Below are 18,100 nucleotides of genomic sequence, written 5' to 3' on the forward strand. Positions count from 1 at the left end.
CTTTCAGGCTTTATTGTAAATAGTATTTATTGATATTGGATGTAGAGCGGTTTAGGCTCCAGGGCCAGTACCTCCGCAGGTTCCATGACGTGCGGGGTTTTGTGATTCGAGCGATGATCGACCTTTTTCTTGTCGTTGTAGTAAAACAATTTGAAACCGGTGTACTGCACGGGTTCTTTCACAATATAATCGCGGTATGAATCGATTTTCAGGGAAGGCGGGCCCCAGCCATCCATGTCGATCACAATCGCAACCCGCGGATCGAGCTTGATGTTCTTGTAGTTGGTAACCATGCGTTGCGTAAACCGGTGAACCACCAGCACCTTCGGCGGAATATTATTTTCTTTCACCACCCGGCTTAGAAACTGTACTGCATCATTGATATCAGCCGCATCGTAGGTCCCGATTTTGGTTCCCGGACGGGCGCCTGTTTTCATCGAAAACTCAGGGTCGATGCCGAGGTGAACATAGGGAAGTTTCAGGTACTTTTCGAGAAAAGCCAACTCGCCTTTCAAATCCGCCAGACCAACCTGGATGTCCAGAAACACAATTGCACCGTGCTGGGCACCCCAGCTAATAACTTTACGAATCGTTTTGTCACTCATCCGCAAGCGGTATTTCCCGTCCTTCTGGGGGGTGCCCTGGGCCGAGATCGCTACCAGATGCAGTGCCTTCTGAATGGGTTTCGACGGGTCGGCTTTTTGCCACCGTTCCGCTTCCCGATCCAGTTTTTGCAACATTTCTTTCCGTGGAAACTCGCCCAAAATACCCATTTTCTTGGAATGTGGGTTGCCGTAAAAGGCCAGAATCCGGTGTTTCGGCAGCAGTGTGTCCGGTAAAGTACCGGCAAATTGCAGGGTATCGGCTTTTAGCGGGTCTTTTTCTGTCGTATCCACCGCTACAGCCGCGGCTGGGGTTGCGGCCGGAACCGAATCCGTTACCGGAGCCGGGGTTTGGACCGCCGTACTGTCGGATTTTTTCGTTTCGTCTCCGCTTCCGTTGCTGCCCGAGCAGCCTGTTAATGCGTTGAATTGAATAAGAATTGAAGTTATTGCAACCAATTTCCATGCCGTTCGGCACGACTTACACCCTCCGTTTACCACTGTGCTTTGATGAATAAATGTGAACTATTACGTACCTGCGAACTTCAATCCGAAGGCCCTTTAAAATTAAATACAGATTAAAAATCCATAGATGCACCAAAAATAGAAACTCTGTTGTAAATCGGAAGGGTAAATCTGAAAATAATGAGTAACAGGTGCTTTTTTCCCCCCAATCTAAAAAAATAGTTATTCCTCGACTTCTCCCAGCCCCCGGCGGACAATTTCAAAGTCATCGGTAGTGGCATCGATAATGGTCGAGGGAATGTTTCCGCCCATCCCCCCGTCGATCACCAGGTCGACCAGGTGTTGAAACCGCTCAAAAATGATTTCCGGATCGGTGATGTACTGCACAATGTCATCATCGTCTTTGATGGTCGTCGTAATGATGGGATTGCCCAGTTCCTTCACGATGGCCCGTGGAATGCTGTGGTCCGGAATCCGGATGCCGACGGTTCGCTTGTTGGTGTGCAGGATTTTCGGCACCCGGTGGCTCACATCCAGAATAAAAGTGTAGGGGCCGGGCAACAGCCGTTTCATCATTTTGAAGGCCAGGTTGCTGACTTTGGCATAATCGGCAATATGACTTAAATCGTGACAGATAAACGAAAAGTCATTTTTCTGCGGTTTGATGCCTTTCATCCGGGCAATGCGCTCGATGGCCCGGGTATTGTGAATGTCACAACCCAGCCCATAAATCGTATCGGTTGGGTAGATGATAACGCCCCCGTCACGCAGAATATCAACAACATGGCGAATCTTTCGCTCTTCAGGGGTATCGGGATGTATCCGTAAAAACTCGGCTGACATAGGTTCAATGGCTTATGGGCTAAACTAACCTGGCGCATTTTGGTTGCAAATAACAAGGTCAGAAGACAAAAGAGAAGAGACAAGAGCATAAAGATCGAAGACGTACCCTCCTCTTCTCTTTATTCTCTCGTCTCTCGTCCGTTATTTCATGCTTGTCAAACCAATAACCGAACATCACCTTTAGCGATCTGCCGTTTTTGCTGCCACTCTGCATACCGCCGGTAAAGTGCATTGACCGGAATGTGCCATTTACAAAGACGCAAGATCAGGGCTGTTTGGAAGTCAGGCTTTTCAATGAATTCCAGCAGTTCTTTAAACCGGAATGCCAGTTCAAACTGTTCGGCGTAAAAGCATTGCCGGATAAACCAGCGAATTCGCTTGGCCAACGCCTGGTATTCTTCCGTTGTCTGGCATTGATCGAAGGCCTTGTAACACACTTTCAGCGTAGAACTCAGCAGGGAATTCTGCCGGTCGGTAAACAAAGTCGACAGGGAATGACGAACCATTCGTTTGCTCGTCAACACTTCGTCCTGGTAGTAATAGCGATAATTCCGGGCGGTGCGCACCCAGAAATCGAAGTCCTCATAACTCAGCGATTCGTCGTACCCCCCCAGGCTTTCCAGTACATCTTTCCGCATCATCATGGTGGGCGTCGAGACGAAATAGGAAGCGAGTATTTCCTTGAAGACCCAGCCCGAGGGCACTGGAATGGTAGACAGGCCGCTGGCATCGATGGGATAGTGATAGCCCGTCACTTGACCGTCTTCATCAATGTAGGCGGCATTGCTAAAGATCACCGCGTAATCCCCCGCCAGCCGCTCGAAACCGGCCACCTGCCGGGCAATGCGCTCGCGGTGCATCACATCATCGGCCGATAGATCAATAATATACTTTCCTTTGGCCAGTTTCAGGCCCTGGTTAAACGCCCGACAAATGCCCAGGTTCTCGGTATTGCGAATCAACTGAATTTGGGGATATTTTTGCCGGAGGTCTTCAATCCGATCGACCGACTGATCGCGGCTGTGGTTATCGATCACAATCAGTTCAACCATGGGGTACGTCTGGTCCAATACGGACCGAAGTGACTCGCTAATAAACCGTTCGTGGTTGTAACTGGTACAGATTACCGATACCAGCGGCCTGAGCGACGACAGGTAATCCGCCAGAAGGCCCTGGGATTCCACGGCAAGAGTTTCAGCCATAATGATGATGAAGGATAGGTAATTACCGGACAAAGAGACTGTAACTCTTTCTGCGACAATAGTATGGATTATTCAAACCATAAATGCAACATTTTTTAGCAAACGGTGAGCGGGAAGAATGCAAATGAGGAAAACCGCATACTAAGTATTCGGTGGGACTGGCACGGTTTTTATACTGATTGTCAGCAAGAAACAGTCAGAGTGCTTGCCGAGAGCTTGACTTCTGATTATTTTGGGTTAGGGTTATTGTAAATGCTCTCTAAGCGGTTTGGGGAGCATTTATTGTTTTCTCCCCTACCTGCGGGTTTTTGTCGCCCTCCAGTTGATACAGAGCCACATTCAGATCAAAGCCGATAATCAGCAGCAGGCAGACCAGGTTGATCCAGATCATCAGCACGATGAGGGTCCCGATGGAACCATAAAGTTTGTTGTAGGAGCCGAAATTGGAGACGTAAAACGAAAAACCATAGGTAGTCAGCACCACCAGCACGGAGGCAATGATACAACCGGGATTGACGAATTTCCACTTCATGTCGATGTCGGGCGCAAACTTGTAGATCATCGAAATAGCGGCAACAAAAACCGCGAAAACCACCAGATACCGGGCGATGTTCAGGAGCGTGGTTACCACCACATTATCCAGAATCCTGATATGCATCAGATAGTCCGTTAATACGCCCCCGATTACCAGCCCGGCAATGGCCAGAAACAGGGCCAGGGCCAGCATGATGGTTAACCCCAGAGCAATCAGCCGGGTTTTGAAAAAACCGCGCCGTTCACCGGTTTTGTGCGACGAGTTAAAGGCCATCATCAGCGACAGAATCCCGTTGGTGGCCGCATAGAGGGCGAGCAGAAAGCCAAACGACAGCACATTGCTGCGCGGTCGGCTAATGATGTCGTAAATCGTCGTTTTAACGGTTTCGTAGGTCGAAGCTGGCAATACCTGCGAGAAAAAGTCCATTACCTGTCCTTCCAGATTCGGGATCGGTATCATCGGAATCAGCGTAAACAGAAAAATAATAGCCGGAAAAACCGCCAGAATCAGGCTAAAAGCTACCGACGCAGCCCGCTCGCTGGTGTCATTGTCGGTCACTTTCGGAATAAAGGACTTGAGGAAATCGAACCAATTCTGCCGCGAATCAAAGGCCTGGTGTTTTTGCAGGTAGATGATAACCCGTTGAACCGAGTTATACCGCATCAATTTTTCCAACATGATGAAGATTCGTTACTGGACGAAAATTAAACCGTCGTTTCAAAAAAAGGTTTGAGTTTTTCGTTGAGTTCAGCCGGCGATTTGGTCAGCCGGCCCGTGACCGTCATCATAAAAACCAGCGTGGTTTCGCCCGTGTTCAGGTGCTCGCCGTTCTGGTTGTAAATATCATAATGAAAAACAATCCGCACGTTCGGTAGCTCCCGAATCGAGACGCGAATCGTCAGCAGATCGTCGTACCGCGCCGGGCGCAAATACCGCGACCGGTTTTCATATACGGGCATCATCACGCCCGACGCTTCCATTTCCTTGTAATGAAACCCCAGACTCCGCAAGGCCTCCACCCGACCGATTTCGTAGTACCGGGCGTAATTACCGTAATATACATACCCCATCTGGTCGGTGTCAGCATACCGCACTCGAATGGGTGGAACGTCGTAGGTGAACATTTAATGAATGATGGATTATGAATGATGAGTGATGAATACGGGCAATACCGTTTACAAAGACAGGTGCTTCATCATTCATAACTCATCATTCATCATTAGTTTATTTCATGATCCCCCGCTTGTTCAGCTCCGCGTGGTAAATTCGGGCGTTGTTGATGTGCTCTTCGTACGTTTTGGCGAAGGTGTGATACCCGGAAAAATCACTTTTTGCGACAAAATACAGGTAATCGTGGTTCTCATGATTCAAAACCGCATCGATTGAGCTGAGCGTCGGCAGGTTGATTGGCCCCGGCGGCAGTCCTTTAAACCGGTAGGTATTGTACGGTGAATCAATGAGTTTGTGAACGTTCAGCACCCGGCGGATGGAGAAATCGCGGTGGGCAAAAACCAGGGTCGGATCGGCTTCCAGCAGCATCCCTTTTTGCAGACGATTCCAGTATACCCCGGCTACGCGCGGTTTTTCGTCGGTCTTTTTGCTTTCCGATTCCACGATGGACGCCAGTGTCTGCACCTGGGTTTGGGTCAGCCCCATGTCTTTCGCTTTTTGCTGGCGCTCGGGCGTCCAGAATTTCTTGTATTCTTTCCCCATCCGATCCAGAAAATTCGTGGCGCTGGTGGTCCAGAAAAATTCGTAGGTGTTCGGCAGGAACATGCACATGATGGTCGTGGTATCGAAACCGTATCGTTCACACACGGCCGGGTCTTTCAGCAGCGAGTCCAGGGGTTGCGGACCAAATTCAAATTTGCGGCCCAGTTTGGCAATCAGTTCGTCTTTCAACCGGATGTTGTTGAACGTCAGCTTCATCGGATCCTGAGCACCCGACCGCAGTTTCCGAATTGCGTCCTGGTTGCTCATCTCCTTTTTGATCACATACCGGCCATTCTTCACGTTGTCGGTGTATTTCATGAAACGGGCCAGAAACCGGAATGACATTTTATCGTGTACCACATCGTGGGCATCCAACGAATCCATGACGGTTTTGAAAGTCGCCCCACGCGGGATGAACAACTCAAAATCCTTGTCGTTTTCACCCACCTGCAAATTGGGCGTTTTGAAAATCTGCCACCCGTAAAATGAAAAGGTGGCCAGTAAAACCGATGCAATAATCAGAATTGCCGTTACAACTGTGCGGGACATACAAGTAATGGTTGGGGCTACAAAGGTAGTAAGGAAGGTGTTCTAATCCCATTGCAATCCAAACCGCTCCGCCAGTTCCCGCAAACTCTGCATCACCGGTTCGATCAGCGGCAATCCGTTTGCACCGCGCTCGGCTTCCCAGTCGCGCTCCGGGTCGCCGGGGATGAGCACCTGCTTGCCTTCCACGGCGCGGGCGTTGCGGAACGCGCCAATCCAGTTGTCCATGTGCTGCTTGAATTCATCGGCGGGTCGGAACGCGTCGATGCGCATGGCACCGAAAAAGTGACCGGTTCCGGCCCCAACGCCTTCCTGTGCGGCCATGAAACCGGCAGTGGCAAAGGGCGGTACCCAGGGTCCGTAATTAGCGCCTGACAACACGCCGGAGAAAATATCGACAATGGCGCCCAAGCCGTAGCCTTTGTGACTGCCGTGTTCGCGGTCGGAACCCAGCGGCAGCAATGCACCACCATTTTTAATCGGATTTGAATCCGTCGATGCCTGGCCCTGCGCATCCTGTGCCCAACCCAGCGGGGCTTCCTGGCCTTTCCGCTGGAGAATCTCCATCTTTCCGTAGGCAACGGCGGTTGAAGCAAAGTCGGCGACAAAAGGCGGTTGGATCATGGCGGGCACGGCCACCGCAATCGGATTGGTTCCCAGCAATTTATCGAGTGAAAACGTGGGGGCTACGAGCGGAGCGGCATTGGTCATGGTCATCCCGATCATATCGTGTTCGAGGGCCAGCATGGCGTGGTAACCGGCAATGCCGAAGTGATTGGAATTCCGGACGGCCACCCAGCCCGTGCCAGCCACCCTCGCTTTTTCAATGGCAATCTGCATCGCCTTTGGCCCGACGACCAGCCCAACACCCCGGTCGCCATCCACCACGGCCGTCGACGGCGTTTCGTGTACGACCTGAATCGATGGCGTCGGATTCAGCCGGCCGTGATCATACAGTCGAACATACCCCGCCAGCCGGGCTACACCGTGCGAATCAACACCCCGCAGATCGGCCTGGACCAACACCGTGGTCGCCAGGTCGGCGTCGGCGTCGGAAAAGCCTATTTTCAGAAAAACCTGTTTGGTAAATGCCTTAAGTTGGTGAACTGGAATCATTTGAGTAGCGGTAACAACCGGAAATTTGCGTCCGGCTTGGCGGTTTTTACGAACTATTCGCTAAATCGAAACCGCATCGGCCCGACTTTTTTTTGCAAAAATAGCCGACAGACTAAACGAAACCGCTCCGAACGGTATCTATATTCTCGATTCATCATTTTTCCATCATCGTTCCATGAAAATAATCCTCTTTGCCATAACGATCAGCCTGTGGGTTTCCACTGCCCAAGCGCAGGAAGACGAACAGCGGGTCAGTTCGACCATTCAACACGTTACGGTTTTTCTGAACCGCGCCCAGATCAACGCCCAGGCCCGTGCCACGCTCATTCCGGGAACAACCCGGCTGATCATCGAGAATGCCTCGGCCCAAACCGATCCGCAAAGTATTCAGGTCAGCGGCAAAGGCGACGCGGTGATTCAGGGCGTTCAGTTTCGAACCAATTTCCTGACCAAAGTGACCAAACCGGCGTCGTTGCAACGCCTGGAAGATTCCCTGCGCATCGCCCGCGACACGTTCGATGGTTTGAATCTGCAAAAGGAAGTGCTCGAAAACGAAAAGAAAATGGTGTTGGCCAATCAGAAAGTGGGGGCCGAAAAAGGGACGGTGGTCGATGATGTCGAAGACATGGCCGACTTTTTCCGTACGCGGCTGACCGACATCGGCAAAAAATTGCTGGCCCTGGAAAAACTGGTAAAAACCCAGAAAGAAAAGGTCGACCGGCTCGAAGGACAAGTCAAAGAACAGCATGCAAAGCGCGAGCGGCCCGTTGGCGAAATCGAAGTGACCCTGTCGGCCAAAGCCCGAACCGCCGTGGATCTGGACGTAAGCTATGTGGTGGACAATGCTGGCTGGGTGCCGTTTTACGACATCCGGGTTCGCGATACGAAAAGCCCGGCGACGCTGGCGTACAAGGCCAACGTGTATCAGAATACCGGTTTCGACTGGCAGAACGTCCGGCTGACGCTGTCGACCTCGAACCCCGCCTTGCCCGGTACACAGCCGCAATTGGAAACGCAGTTTGTCAGCTTTTACGAACCCCGGCCCATCCCGGCGATGGCACCCGCTCAGGTAAAAATGCAGTTGCGAAAAGCGGATGCGAGCCCGGGTGGCGCAGCGCGGGAAGAAGCAGCCCCGGCCGCCGACCTGGCCACCACCGCCGATTTTACGCAGGTCAGCGAACAGCCGACGAGTGTCAATTTTGAAATCTCCACACCCTACACCATTTTGTCTAACAACCGGCCGCAGGTGGTTGCCATCCAGACCGGCGAGGTTCCGGCCACGTACCGCTACACGGCGACGCCTAAGGTCGAATCGGATGCTTTTCTGATTGCCACCCTGTCGGGCTGGGAAAAACTGAATCTGCTGAACGGGACCGCCCGGACGTATTTCGAAGGAACCTACGTCGGTGAATCACAGGTGAACCTACAACAGGCCGGTGACACGCTGACGCTGGGACTGGGTCGGGATAAGAAAATCATCGTGAAACGGGATAAAACGCAGGATTTCAGCAGCCGCAAGGGCCTGAGTTCAGCCGTTCGCGATTCATACAGCTACAAGATTACCGTACGCAACACCAAATCCGAACCAGTCAATCTGACGCTTTACGACCAGATTCCGGTTTCGACCGACAACCGGATTGAAGTTGAACTGGATGACAGCGCCGGAGCGGAACGCAACATCGAAACCGGGCGGCTGACCTGGAATCTATCACTCAAACCAAACGAAAGCCGGGATTTGCTGTTTAAATACACAATCAAGTACCCCAAAGGAAAACAGCTTGTCAATGCCCAGTAACTAACCACGAATCCCGCAAGGTCTTGAAGATGGGGTCGCCCAGACCTTGCGGTTTTTTGCGGGTTTTAATTGCAAAAACTCAAATTTGGCACGACTATGGGTATTTTTTCTCGAATTCAACGTTTAGAGAATATGATCCATCGTCTGCTCCTCACGATCTCTTTTCTGCTTTTTGCTTACGCCATTCAGGCCCAGAGCGATACGCTTTCTATTGATTCGCTGATGATCAAGCAGAAATCGCCGTATGTGGCAATGATCCGGCCGGGGCAGAAATATCTGGCGCTCGATGTAATGGGGCGGCTCGGCGGTTTTCATCGCTACCGGTATTTCCCGAATGAAGAAATCAAGTTCCGCTACAAGGGGAAAAAATACCGCGAACCGGTTTACGGGGTTACGGACTCGACCCTGATGCTGATTCTGGAAGATCCCAATACATTCCTGCCCGAAACCGTCCATTTTCGGATCGATCAGATTGAAAAGGTGTACGTTAACCGCCAGATTCCGTTCATCACCCAAGGCACCTATCTTTTTCCCATCGCCGGTACGCTTTTTTTTATTGCTGATGTCGTCAACCTTTCCCGAAGCGAAAAAAAACTGGCGGCCGATTCCCGCGCCTTAAAAGCCCCCGCCGTCATGATTGCGCTGGGTGCCATTTGCTACAAAATGAGCTATCCCCGCTACCGCATCAATAAAAACCACCGGCTGAAAGTACTGGAAACGTATTGATAGTCAACCAAATAATGAACATAGAATGTCGAATATTGAATAACGAAATTGGATGCAGCAAAACTTCGTTATTCAATATTTGTTATTCATTATTCGATATTACTCCTTTCCACTTCCCAACATTCCCCTTTTCATTATTTCCCTTTCCTTGTTCATTATCCATTCTCTGCACTAGTTTTGCGGAATATTAACCAATCGACTTCTGATTTGAACGCTGTACGTCTGACACCTCCTGCCGGGTCCGTCCGGGCCACGATTCCACTGGCTTCTTCCAAAAGCGAAAGCAACCGCGCCCTGATCATCAACGCCCTGGCAAACTTCCGGGGCACCTTACACAACGTGTCGGCGGCCCGTGACTCGCAGACGATGATCCGGCTGTTGCAATCGGACGATGCGGTGGCTGATGTGCTGGATGCCGGGACGACCATGCGGTTTTTGACGGCTTATTTTGCGGTCACGGGTCAACACAAAACGCTGACCGGAACGCCCCGCATGTGTGAACGGCCCATCGGTATTCTGGTGGATGCCCTCCGCGCGCTCGGTGCCGACATCGACTACCTGAAAAATGAAGGCTTTCCGCCCATCGCAACGAAAGGATTTTCGGGCAACGGCAATAACCGCCTGGCCATCCGGGGCGATGTGAGCAGCCAGTATATTTCGGCCCTGCTGATGGTGGCTCCCACCCTGCCCGATGGTCTGACGCTCGAACTGACCGGTGACATTGGTTCCCGCCCCTACATTGAAATGACCCTGCGGCAGATGGAACACTTTGGTGTTCAGACGGTTGCCGACTGGACAAATAAAACCATCACCGTGCCGCCAACGCCTTATACACCCGCTGATTACACGATTGAATCCGACTGGTCGGGCGCGAGTTACTGGTTCAGTATGCTGGCACTGGCCGAAGACGAGTCATCAGAAATTGAATTGCTGGGCCTGAAAGAAGCGTCTTTACAGGGCGATAGTGCCATTGTTGACATCATGCGCCCCCTCGGCGTCGAAAGTACGTTTACCGACAAAGGTGTCATTTTGACCAAAATCCCGGCACAACCGTCGCTGGCGTGGGACTTTACGGACTGCCCCGATCTGGCCCAGACCGTGGCGGTTTGCTGCGCCGTTAAAGGTATTCCGCTCACGCTGACGGGTGTGGAAAGCCTGAAAATTAAGGAAACCGACCGCATTTTTGCCCTCCAGACCGAACTTCGAAAAATCGGTGCGGAACTGGTGGAAGTAGAAAAAAATACGCGGTATGAAGTTCGAAAAACCGCAACAATCGATGCGGTTCCCACCTTCGCCACCTACGACGACCACCGCATGGCGATGGCATTTGCACCGGTGTCAATGCGTCAGGAGGTAGTGATCGAGGAACCCGGTGTTGTAGCCAAATCGTACCCCTCGTTCTGGGAAGATATGGCGCGGGTAGCTGGTGTCCATTTCGAGAAATAACCCATCGGGCTGGAGGGGCAAGGTGAAAAGTAGCGATGGCGTGCGAGACCTTGACGGTTTTGCGTACTTTTACCGCACTCACTGAACCTTGATACTGTTGGATTCTATTCTCGCGTTTTTGGGCAGCATTCCCTGGTGGGAATGGCTGCTGATCGGCCTGCTTCTGGTCGCCCTCTACGACATTACTCAGAAAAAACACACGATTCGGCACAACTTTCCGGTGGTCGGCAACATCCGGTATTTTCTGGAAAGTTTCGGCCCGGAACTGCGGCAATACATCGTGGCCAACAACCGCGAAGAACTGCCCTTCAACCGGCAGCAGCGGGCCTGGATTTATTCTTCAGCAAAACAGGAGAACAATTTTCAGGGGTTTGGCACCGATCAGGACATCACCAGTGCCGGGTATATCTTCATCAACCCGGCGCTGCTCCCCCTCAAACTGGCACCTGATAACCCCAATTACAACCAACCCTACACGGCTCCGGGGGCCAAAGTAATCGGGCTTTTTCACAAACGCCGGAAACCGTACCACCCACCTTCCATCGTCAATATCAGCGGCATGAGCTTCGGGTCGTTGTCGGCAACTGCCATCGAATCGCTGAACAAAGGCGCCAAAAAATTCGGCTGTTACCACAATACCGGCGAAGGCGGCTTGTCGCCCTACCACAAATTCGGCGCGGATGTCGTCGTGAACATCGGTACCTCCTATTTCGGAATCCGCGACAACAATGGCAATTTTGTCATGGAAAAACTTGTGAAGCTCGTCGAGGAAAACCCGTTTGTCCGGATGTTGGAACTGAAACTGTCGCAGGGTGCAAAACCGGGCAAAGGGGGCGTGTTGCCAGCCGCCAAAATCAGTGCCGAAATCGCCGAAATCCGTCACGTCGAAATGGGCAAGGATGTCATTTCCCCCGCTTCGCACAGTGCCTTTTCCGACATTCCGACGATGGTGGCTTTCATCGAGTCGATGGCGGCCGAAACCGGTCTGCCGGTGGGCATCAAGTCGGCGGTGGGCAAACTTGAGCTGTGGCATGAGCTGGCCGACTACATGCTGGAAACGGGAAAAGGCCCGGATTTTATCACCATCGACGGAGGTGAAGGCGGCACCGGCGCAGCTCCTCCCTCCTTTGCCGACCACGTGTCGCTGCCTTTCGTCTACGGTTTTTCAAAAATATACCAGATTTTTCAGAAACGCGGCTTAACCAGTCGCATCACCTTCATTGCTTCCGGCAAACTGGGGTTACCCGAATCAGCCATTATGGCGTTTGCGATGGGGGCCGACCTCGTGAATGTGGGCCGGGAAGCGATGTTGTCCATCGGCTGCATTCAGGCCCAGATTTGCCACACAAACCGCTGCCCGTCGGGCGTTGCCACGCAAAGCAAATGGCTGCAGTCCGGGATCGACCCGACCTTGAAAAGCGAGCGGTTTTACAACTACATCAAGACGCTGACCAAAGAAATTCTGGAGATTTCGCACGCTGCAGGCTACGAACACCCCTGTCAGTTTACGATGGAAGATGTCGATCTGGCGATGGGTGACAACAACCGGATTCAGCCACTATGCGATGCCTACGGCTATACGAAGGATGTGGTCCCGTTTACATCGATTGCGGATTTGCTGAAGATCCGAACATAGTGTTCTGTTCTACGCAATTCATATTATCACCGCTGACAGTTATGACGACAGCCCTGACAGCGGCTATTGATTAAGGTTTAAACGGCGAAAATTTAGAACAAGAAATGGATACTGATGAAGTCTTACCTCAAACGATTGACTACTAAAAAACTAGCTTTGGTCATACTTGGTTCTGTCATCTTCCTTGCCTTCCAGAAGCCTTGTCCGGGGGATTATTCCCAGTTAGGAGACGTTGAGCCTAAAGTACGCGCGGTCACAACCTTCATATTCTGGATCACTTTTACCGGTTTTCAAATTAAACGCCGTTTTTTTGGTGAAGACCTTTGGGCCGTTCGAGTTGGTGAAAACTTAATTTTTTTGTTCGCATGCTATACAATTAGCGCACTTCTCCAATTCAGTATAATCAGACTATATTGCTTGGTTGCTCCAACAAAAAAACATCAAATGTCTGGATCGGTAATCAAAGCAAAAAAGGCAGATAAAAGGAGCGCGGATTATTATTTTATGACCTTTCACACCAACGAAGGTGATTATGATTTTTACACCAGCCGAAAAGAAACCGTGGGTGACAGCCTAACCTTACACCTTTACGAAACGTCCTGGGGTGTCGTTTATGGAACCAGAATAAGTCAGTAAACGGGTCGATCGGCACATTTTGTCAGTCGGATTTTCGTTTTTCGTCATCACCTACCAGCCTTTTTTGCCGGACCTTTGATGTGTATTTAACCAGAAAAGAAAATGCAAACGATACTAGGCGCAGGAGGTACCATCGGCAGCGATCTGGCCAAAGAACTTCCTGCCTTTACGGACCGAATTCGGCTGGTGAGCCGGAATCCCAAAAAAGTGAACCCGACCGACGAACTGTTTCCGGCCGACCTCACCAGCCGCGATCAGGTTTTTAAAGCCGTGGAAGGCTCGGAGGTCGTTTACCTTACCGTGGGTTTCGACTACAACCACAAAATCTGGCGCGAAAAGTGGCCCGCACTGATGCGCAACACAATCGATGCCTGCCAGAAATGGGGTGCCAAACTGGTGTTCTTCGACAACGTCTATCTTTATGATGTGAATGCCATTGGCCACATGACCGAAGAATCGCCGATCAATCCCAGCAGCAAAAAAGGAAAGGTGCGGGCCGAAATTGCCGCCATGCTGATGGATGAAGTGAAACGGGGTACTTTAACCGCGCTCATTGCCCGGGCCGCCGATTTCTACGGCCCCAACAACGACAAGAGCGTGCTGGTGGAAACCGTCGTAAAAAACTTTCGGAAGGGGAAAGCCGCCAATTGGTTTGCCCGGCTCGACAAGGTTCACACCTTTACCTATACGCCGGATGCGACCAAAGCCACCGCCCTGCTCGGCAATACCGCCAGCGCCTACAACCAGGTCTGGCACCTGCCCACCGACGCCACCCGCCTGACCGGTCAGCAGTGGATTGAGCTGTTTGCCAAAGAGATGAACGTAAAACCGAAAGCCTCCGCTCTACCCATCTGGATGATTCGCCTGGTTGGGCTTTTCGTTCCGGTCATGCGCGAATTTCCGGAAATGGCGTACCAATACGACCGGGATTACGTTTTCGACAGCGATAAATTTGAAAAAGCCTTTCATTTTGAGCCGACAAAACCGGCAGAAGGCGTTAAACGGACGGTGGCAAATGGATAACGATGAAACAGCCTGGTATGAAAATTGAAACGCACGAGGTCAACGGGATTCGGATGGCCGAAGTAATATCGGACGATGTGTTGATATCCAACCCGGAAGACGGTTTGCAACTGGTCGTCGATTTGTATTACCAGGACTTTGATCGCATGATTTTGTATGAGAAGTCGATTACGCCGGATTTCTTCGATTTAAAAACCGGTCTTGCCGGTGAGATCCTCCAGAAATTCTCCAATTACCGCGTCCGGCTTGCGATCATCGGCGACTTCACGGCGTATACCAGCAAGAGTATCAAGGACTTCATGTTCGAGAGCAACCAGCGCCGACAGATCAATTTTGTTGGCACCCTAGACGAAGCCATGGAACGATTGTCGTAAATTCGGCCCGGCGACCCGGTTGAAAGGGGCCGCAAACGGTACCTGAACCTTACGATCATGGATTTACCCAACGTTTTCATCCAGGAAGTTTCCGAAAAAATCATTCAACGGATTGATCGGCTGACCCCCGACACCCTGCCCCATTGGGGGAAGATGGATGTGGCGCAAATGCTGGCACATTGCAATGTGACCTACGAATTAATCTACGAAAACATCCACAAAAAGCACAATGTTCTGATGCAGTTGATCATCAGGGCGTTTGTCAAAAAGCGGATTGTCGGGGCAAGCCCCTACAAACGCAACCTGCCGACCGGCCCGGCTTTTTTAATCAAGGACACGCGGGATTTTGAAACGGAAAAGAACCGCTTGAAAACGTATATCCGCAAAACACAACAACTGGGGGAAACCCATTTCGACCAGAAAGCCTCCCATTCGTTCGGCAAATTGAACGTCAATGAATGGAACAATATGTTTTATAAACACCTGGACCATCATCTCACCCAGTTTGGCGTCTGACTCACACTATTTTCGTTTTTCGTCACCCCGATTTTCACCTTCGGTCACCCCCAACCCGGCTTTTTTGGCGGAACTTTGTCCTATACAAAAACGCAAAAACTGCCATGAAAACGCTTTTAAAACTCGAAGAATTCGCTCAATTTAGTCTCTCCATCGTGCTGTTCAGCCAACTGCCGTTTGCCTGGTGGTGGTTTCCGGCCCTGATTCTGGTGCCGGATCTGAGCATGCTGGGGTATCTGTTCAACCCGAAAATCGGGGCTTATGCCTACAACCTGGTCCACCACAAAGCCTTCGCCATTGCCATTGGCCTATTGGGTTTGGTGCTGAACAGCCAGCCGTTGCTGTTGACCGGTGTTTTGCTTTTCGGCCACGCAGCCATGGATCGGATGATGGGATACGGCCTGAAATACCCGGACAGTTTCGAGCATACGCATCTGGGCCCGATCGGCAAAACGGCCGCTAGGCCGTTGGACGCAGCACCGCAGTCCGGAACGCACCGGGCGTCGAGCCTGTCCATTTCTTGAAGGTGCGGTAGAATACGCTGGGTTCCGAAAACCCGAGGAGGTAGGCAATGTCGGTGGTACTGAAATGGGGTTCGCGGAGGTGCCGAACGGCCAGGTCGTGCCGCACTTCGTCCAGCAATTGCTGATACGTGACGCCTTCCCCTTTTAAGTGCAACTGGAGGGTTCGGACGCCCATCGCCAGCCCATCGGCCACAGCCGCCAACGCAGGTTCTTCGCCTTTCAACAGCGCGAAGATTTCCTGTTTAACCCGAACCGAAAGCGCCGGAGAAACATCAGGTTTTGTCCGAAGTTTCTTCAATAATTCATCCGCATGTTGTTCGAATAAGCCAAAAAGGCTGGGATTGGCATTCAGAATCGGGGTTTCCAACCAGGCGGCATCCAGCACCAGGACGGTTTCGGCGGCATCAAATTCGACTTTCGCCGGCGCAAAAACCCGTTCGTAGTCCTGCCGGTTTTGGGGTGCCGGAAAGGAAAACCGGATTTCGTCGGCCACCACCCTCTGCCCCGTCATGGCCCGGAACGCCGACTGGTAAACGGAAATTTCAGAGCCAAAGGTATAGTCCGGATACTGAATGGCTTGGCTGGTCAACGTCAGGGAGAGGTGAAACCGGTCGCCGATCAGCCGCCCGGCGGTCAGCACGCCCTCACAGGCAATATCCTGATACTGACACAGTTTCTCGATCGCCTTGCCCAAAGTCGGGCAGTGCATCATGACGTACGACACCACGCCCATCGACAGGGGGTTGATCAACTCACCCACTTGCAGCGGCAAATCCGGTTCGCCGGTTGCCCGAACGGCTTCCTGCCAGAGTGCCTGCACGGCCCGAATCGGCACCCGCCCGTCGGGGTTTTTCAAAACCGCCGGATCGACACCCACGGCCTGGCATAAGGCCGACGAATCAGCGCCCCGCTGCCGGGCAGCATACAGAATGAGATTGAAAGAACCGGAAGAAAGGGTATCCTCAGTTGTCATGTCTACGAAGATACAACGGCTGACGAAATTCTTCACCCCCTTTATGGCGTTCGGGGCGTAATTTTCAGATTCGCAAAATCACCCCCGGAACCAGCTCCCACCCACAATCCGATTTTCCCATCCCGGCGGTCGTTCAACTTCTTGACGACCAGGCTGGGTTTGGCATGCTCGTTCACAAAAACGCTGACGGTTTCCTGGTCCACCACAATCCGGGCGTGAAACCAGGCATTCGGATCGGGAGCCGGTTCGATGGGCTGTTCGTATTGATCCGGAAAGTCTTTGCGCAAAACCGGCCAGTCGTACGTCGGAAGGGCGATATACTGAACGGCGTGGCTGTGACGAACGGGGTCAGCGGCCCGAAAATTGAACGGTCGAAAATAGATCGCATCGTAATTCCGCTCGCCGGAACCGTGAAACGCGATCCCGACAAAACTGCGCTGGAGAACATCTTTGCCGCGAATGTCCAGCTCAATTGTGCCTTCACTGAACGAAATGGCAGGTAGCCACGCAACCCCTTCCTTCGAATTTTGCTTCTCTTCCAGCCGCACTCCAGGCTTCGTTCCGTCCGCCAGAACCGTCAACGAACGGTTTTCAAGGATGTAGCTGTTTTGCTGCGCCAGCCCGACCAGATCTACGGTATGCTGGCCATATGTGAGGTTACTGACCAGCAGGCCAAGCATAATCCAGGTAACTCGATTCACGAAATTAGGTACGTTCATGTCTTATGTTGTTTAGCACCCGGCTGGAACCGGGTACGGTGAAACTTCAGGCAATGGTTATCCGAACCACGGTTTTAACCGGGGCTGAATAACCACTCCTCAAAAAAATCAATGAAAAATTGGGGAAGAAAAGAAGCTGTCTGTCAACCCTTCTTCTTGCTGTTTACCGATTCGGCCAGCAGGATTTACTTCACGTTGAAATCAACCTTCGTGTCGGCCCACACCATCGAGACATCTCCCTTCTTGGAGATATCGATCATAAATTTTTCCTGAAAGCTTTTGGCTTTTTTTGCCGGAACCGTTACGCGCACGACATCCTCCTCTTCCTTGTAGGTGAAGGCGCCCCATTTGATGCCCTTGTTGATGATAACCGTCCAGTCTTTTTCGCCGGGAATCGTAAAAAGTGCGTACTTCCCTTTGGCAACCGGTTTTCCTTCCAGCTTCACATCCTCCGAAAACTCGATGGTGGTGGTTTCGTTCGCGCCCGTCCGCCAGACTTTTCCGATTGGGGCTACTTTACCCGCCGGGTCCCAAACGTTCCGGCCTTTAACCGATGGCTGGCTGTAGTCGATGGTGATGGTTTTGCCACCCACCGTTTGCTGAGCCTGTGCGGGCGGGCTGGGGCGTTTCGATTTGTCGTCCTGGGCAAAAGTCGTTTGGGCGAGCAACAGCAATGTTGTGATAACGAGCAATTTTTTCATGTTGGTTTA

General features: G+C 51.8%; 19 protein-coding genes. 9 read left to right on the forward strand and 10 right to left on the reverse strand.

What is annotated here, in order from left to right:
* Positions 1 to 26: 26 nt before the first annotated feature.
* From FH871_RS05690 to FH871_RS05720, 7 genes are all read right to left on the reverse strand, one after another.
* Positions 27 to 1,061 carry a hypothetical protein gene (locus tag FH871_RS05690; protein ID WP_229317083.1) on the reverse strand — a complete coding sequence of 345 codons (1,035 nt, stop codon included), beginning with the start codon at positions 1,059 to 1,061 and terminating at the stop codon, positions 27 to 29.
* A gap of 228 nt (positions 1,062 to 1,289) precedes the next feature.
* Positions 1,290 to 1,910, reverse strand: a complete 621-nt coding sequence (locus FH871_RS05695; protein WP_138990384.1) for an L-threonylcarbamoyladenylate synthase — start codon at positions 1,908 to 1,910, stop codon at positions 1,290 to 1,292.
* Positions 1,911 to 2,065: 155 nt separating this feature from the next.
* The gene (locus tag FH871_RS05700; protein WP_138990385.1) at positions 2,066 to 3,112 is read right to left on the reverse strand and encodes a glycosyltransferase; all 1,047 of its coding nucleotides are present in this window, start codon (positions 3,110 to 3,112) and stop codon (positions 2,066 to 2,068) included.
* Between the two features lie 259 nt (positions 3,113 to 3,371).
* A complete protein-coding gene (locus FH871_RS05705) occupies positions 3,372 to 4,325 on the reverse strand; it encodes a YihY/virulence factor BrkB family protein (protein ID WP_138990386.1) in 954 nt (317 codons plus the stop codon).
* Positions 4,326 to 4,351: 26 nt separating this feature from the next.
* Entirely contained in the window at positions 4,352 to 4,771 is a 420-nt protein-coding gene (locus FH871_RS05710) for a thioesterase family protein (protein ID WP_138990387.1), read from the reverse strand.
* 100 nt (positions 4,772 to 4,871) lie between these two features.
* Positions 4,872 to 5,909, reverse strand: coding sequence for an endolytic transglycosylase MltG (gene mltG / locus FH871_RS05715; protein ID WP_138990388.1), 1,038 nt, complete (start codon positions 5,907 to 5,909; stop codon positions 4,872 to 4,874).
* A 42-nt stretch (positions 5,910 to 5,951) separates the two neighbouring features.
* Complete coding sequence (locus FH871_RS05720) at positions 5,952 to 7,022, reverse strand: Ldh family oxidoreductase (protein WP_138990389.1); 1,071 nt, start codon at positions 7,020 to 7,022, stop codon at positions 5,952 to 5,954.
* Between the two features lie 175 nt (positions 7,023 to 7,197).
* On the opposite strand from FH871_RS05720, the gene FH871_RS05725 reads away from it, so the two are divergent.
* The 9 genes from FH871_RS05725 (at position 7,198) to FH871_RS05765 (ending at position 15,698) form a co-directional block, all read left to right on the forward strand.
* On the forward strand, positions 7,198 to 8,817 hold the full coding sequence (locus FH871_RS05725; protein ID WP_138990390.1) for a DUF4139 domain-containing protein: 1,620 nt from the start codon (positions 7,198 to 7,200) through the stop codon (positions 8,815 to 8,817).
* 132 nt (positions 8,818 to 8,949) lie between these two features.
* Entirely contained in the window at positions 8,950 to 9,543 is a 594-nt protein-coding gene (locus FH871_RS05730; RefSeq protein WP_138990391.1) for a hypothetical protein, read from the forward strand.
* 207 nt (positions 9,544 to 9,750) lie between these two features.
* Positions 9,751 to 10,989, forward strand: a complete 1,239-nt coding sequence (locus tag FH871_RS05735) for a 3-phosphoshikimate 1-carboxyvinyltransferase (RefSeq protein ID WP_138990392.1) — start codon at positions 9,751 to 9,753, stop codon at positions 10,987 to 10,989.
* A 97-nt stretch (positions 10,990 to 11,086) separates the two neighbouring features.
* Positions 11,087 to 12,625, forward strand: a complete 1,539-nt coding sequence (locus tag FH871_RS05740) for an FMN-binding glutamate synthase family protein (RefSeq protein WP_138990393.1) — start codon at positions 11,087 to 11,089, stop codon at positions 12,623 to 12,625.
* Positions 12,626 to 12,739: 114 nt separating this feature from the next.
* The gene (locus FH871_RS05745) at positions 12,740 to 13,261 is read left to right on the forward strand and encodes a hypothetical protein (RefSeq protein ID WP_138990394.1); all 522 of its coding nucleotides are present in this window, start codon (positions 12,740 to 12,742) and stop codon (positions 13,259 to 13,261) included.
* Between the two features lie 102 nt (positions 13,262 to 13,363).
* Complete coding sequence (locus FH871_RS05750) at positions 13,364 to 14,284, forward strand: NAD-dependent epimerase/dehydratase family protein (protein ID WP_138990395.1); 921 nt, start codon at positions 13,364 to 13,366, stop codon at positions 14,282 to 14,284.
* Between the two features lie 17 nt (positions 14,285 to 14,301).
* Positions 14,302 to 14,658 (forward strand): DUF4180 domain-containing protein, encoded by a 357-nt coding sequence (locus FH871_RS05755; RefSeq protein ID WP_138990396.1) that lies wholly within the window; start codon positions 14,302 to 14,304, stop codon positions 14,656 to 14,658.
* Positions 14,659 to 14,715: 57 nt separating this feature from the next.
* Entirely contained in the window at positions 14,716 to 15,174 is a 459-nt protein-coding gene (locus FH871_RS05760; protein WP_138990397.1) for a DUF1569 domain-containing protein, read from the forward strand.
* Positions 15,175 to 15,278: 104 nt separating this feature from the next.
* A complete protein-coding gene (locus tag FH871_RS05765) occupies positions 15,279 to 15,698 on the forward strand; it encodes a DUF4260 domain-containing protein (protein ID WP_138990398.1) in 420 nt (139 codons plus the stop codon).
* Here FH871_RS05765 and FH871_RS05770 read toward each other — a convergent pair.
* The 3 genes from FH871_RS05770 to FH871_RS05780 form a co-directional block, all read right to left on the reverse strand.
* Positions 15,634 to 16,671, reverse strand: coding sequence for an AraC family transcriptional regulator (locus FH871_RS05770; RefSeq protein WP_138990399.1), 1,038 nt, complete (start codon positions 16,669 to 16,671; stop codon positions 15,634 to 15,636). The two genes, FH871_RS05765 and FH871_RS05770, sit on opposite strands and share 65 nt — an antisense overlap.
* A 41-nt stretch (positions 16,672 to 16,712) precedes the next feature.
* A complete protein-coding gene (locus FH871_RS05775) occupies positions 16,713 to 17,390 on the reverse strand; it encodes a hypothetical protein (protein ID WP_138990400.1) in 678 nt (225 codons plus the stop codon).
* A gap of 185 nt (positions 17,391 to 17,575) precedes the next feature.
* Positions 17,576 to 18,091: a DUF2911 domain-containing protein gene (locus FH871_RS05780; RefSeq protein ID WP_138990401.1), complete on the reverse strand. Its 516-nt coding sequence runs from the start codon at positions 18,089 to 18,091 to the stop codon at positions 17,576 to 17,578.
* Between the last annotated feature and the right edge of the window lie 9 nt (positions 18,092 to 18,100).

The sequence above is a fragment of the Larkinella sp. C7 genome (assembly GCF_006149005.1).
Taxonomy (GTDB): Bacteria; Bacteroidota; Bacteroidia; order Cytophagales; family Spirosomataceae; genus Larkinella.

Bases quoted from the DNA above. Each gene is read 5' to 3' on its own strand.
- FH871_RS05695 (WP_138990384.1), bottom strand. From the start codon at position 1,910: ATGTCAGCCGAGTTTTTACGGATACATCCCGATACCCCTGAAGAGCGA.
- FH871_RS05700 (WP_138990385.1), bottom strand. From the start codon at position 3,112: ATGGCTGAAACTCTTGCCGTGGAATCCCAGGGCCTTCTGGCGGATTAC.
- FH871_RS05705 (WP_138990386.1), bottom strand. From the start codon at position 4,325: ATGTTGGAAAAATTGATGCGGTATAACTCGGTTCAACGGGTTATCATC.
- FH871_RS05710 (WP_138990387.1), bottom strand. From the start codon at position 4,771: ATGTTCACCTACGACGTTCCACCCATTCGAGTGCGGTATGCTGACACC.
- mltG (WP_138990388.1), bottom strand. From the start codon at position 5,909: ATGTCCCGCACAGTTGTAACGGCAATTCTGATTATTGCATCGGTTTTA.
- FH871_RS05720 (WP_138990389.1), bottom strand. From the start codon at position 7,022: ATGATTCCAGTTCACCAACTTAAGGCATTTACCAAACAGGTTTTTCTG.
- FH871_RS05725 (WP_138990390.1), top strand. From the start codon at position 7,198: ATGAAAATAATCCTCTTTGCCATAACGATCAGCCTGTGGGTTTCCACT.
- FH871_RS05730 (WP_138990391.1), top strand. From the start codon at position 8,950: ATGATCCATCGTCTGCTCCTCACGATCTCTTTTCTGCTTTTTGCTTAC.
- FH871_RS05745 (WP_138990394.1), top strand. From the start codon at position 12,740: ATGAAGTCTTACCTCAAACGATTGACTACTAAAAAACTAGCTTTGGTC.
- FH871_RS05750 (WP_138990395.1), top strand. From the start codon at position 13,364: ATGCAAACGATACTAGGCGCAGGAGGTACCATCGGCAGCGATCTGGCC.
- FH871_RS05755 (WP_138990396.1), top strand. From the start codon at position 14,302: ATGAAAATTGAAACGCACGAGGTCAACGGGATTCGGATGGCCGAAGTA.
- FH871_RS05760 (WP_138990397.1), top strand. From the start codon at position 14,716: ATGGATTTACCCAACGTTTTCATCCAGGAAGTTTCCGAAAAAATCATT.
- FH871_RS05765 (WP_138990398.1), top strand. From the start codon at position 15,279: ATGAAAACGCTTTTAAAACTCGAAGAATTCGCTCAATTTAGTCTCTCC.
- FH871_RS05770 (WP_138990399.1), bottom strand. From the start codon at position 16,671: ATGACAACTGAGGATACCCTTTCTTCCGGTTCTTTCAATCTCATTCTG.
- FH871_RS05775 (WP_138990400.1), bottom strand. From the start codon at position 17,390: ATGAACGTACCTAATTTCGTGAATCGAGTTACCTGGATTATGCTTGGC.
- FH871_RS05780 (WP_138990401.1), bottom strand. From the start codon at position 18,091: ATGAAAAAATTGCTCGTTATCACAACATTGCTGTTGCTCGCCCAAACG.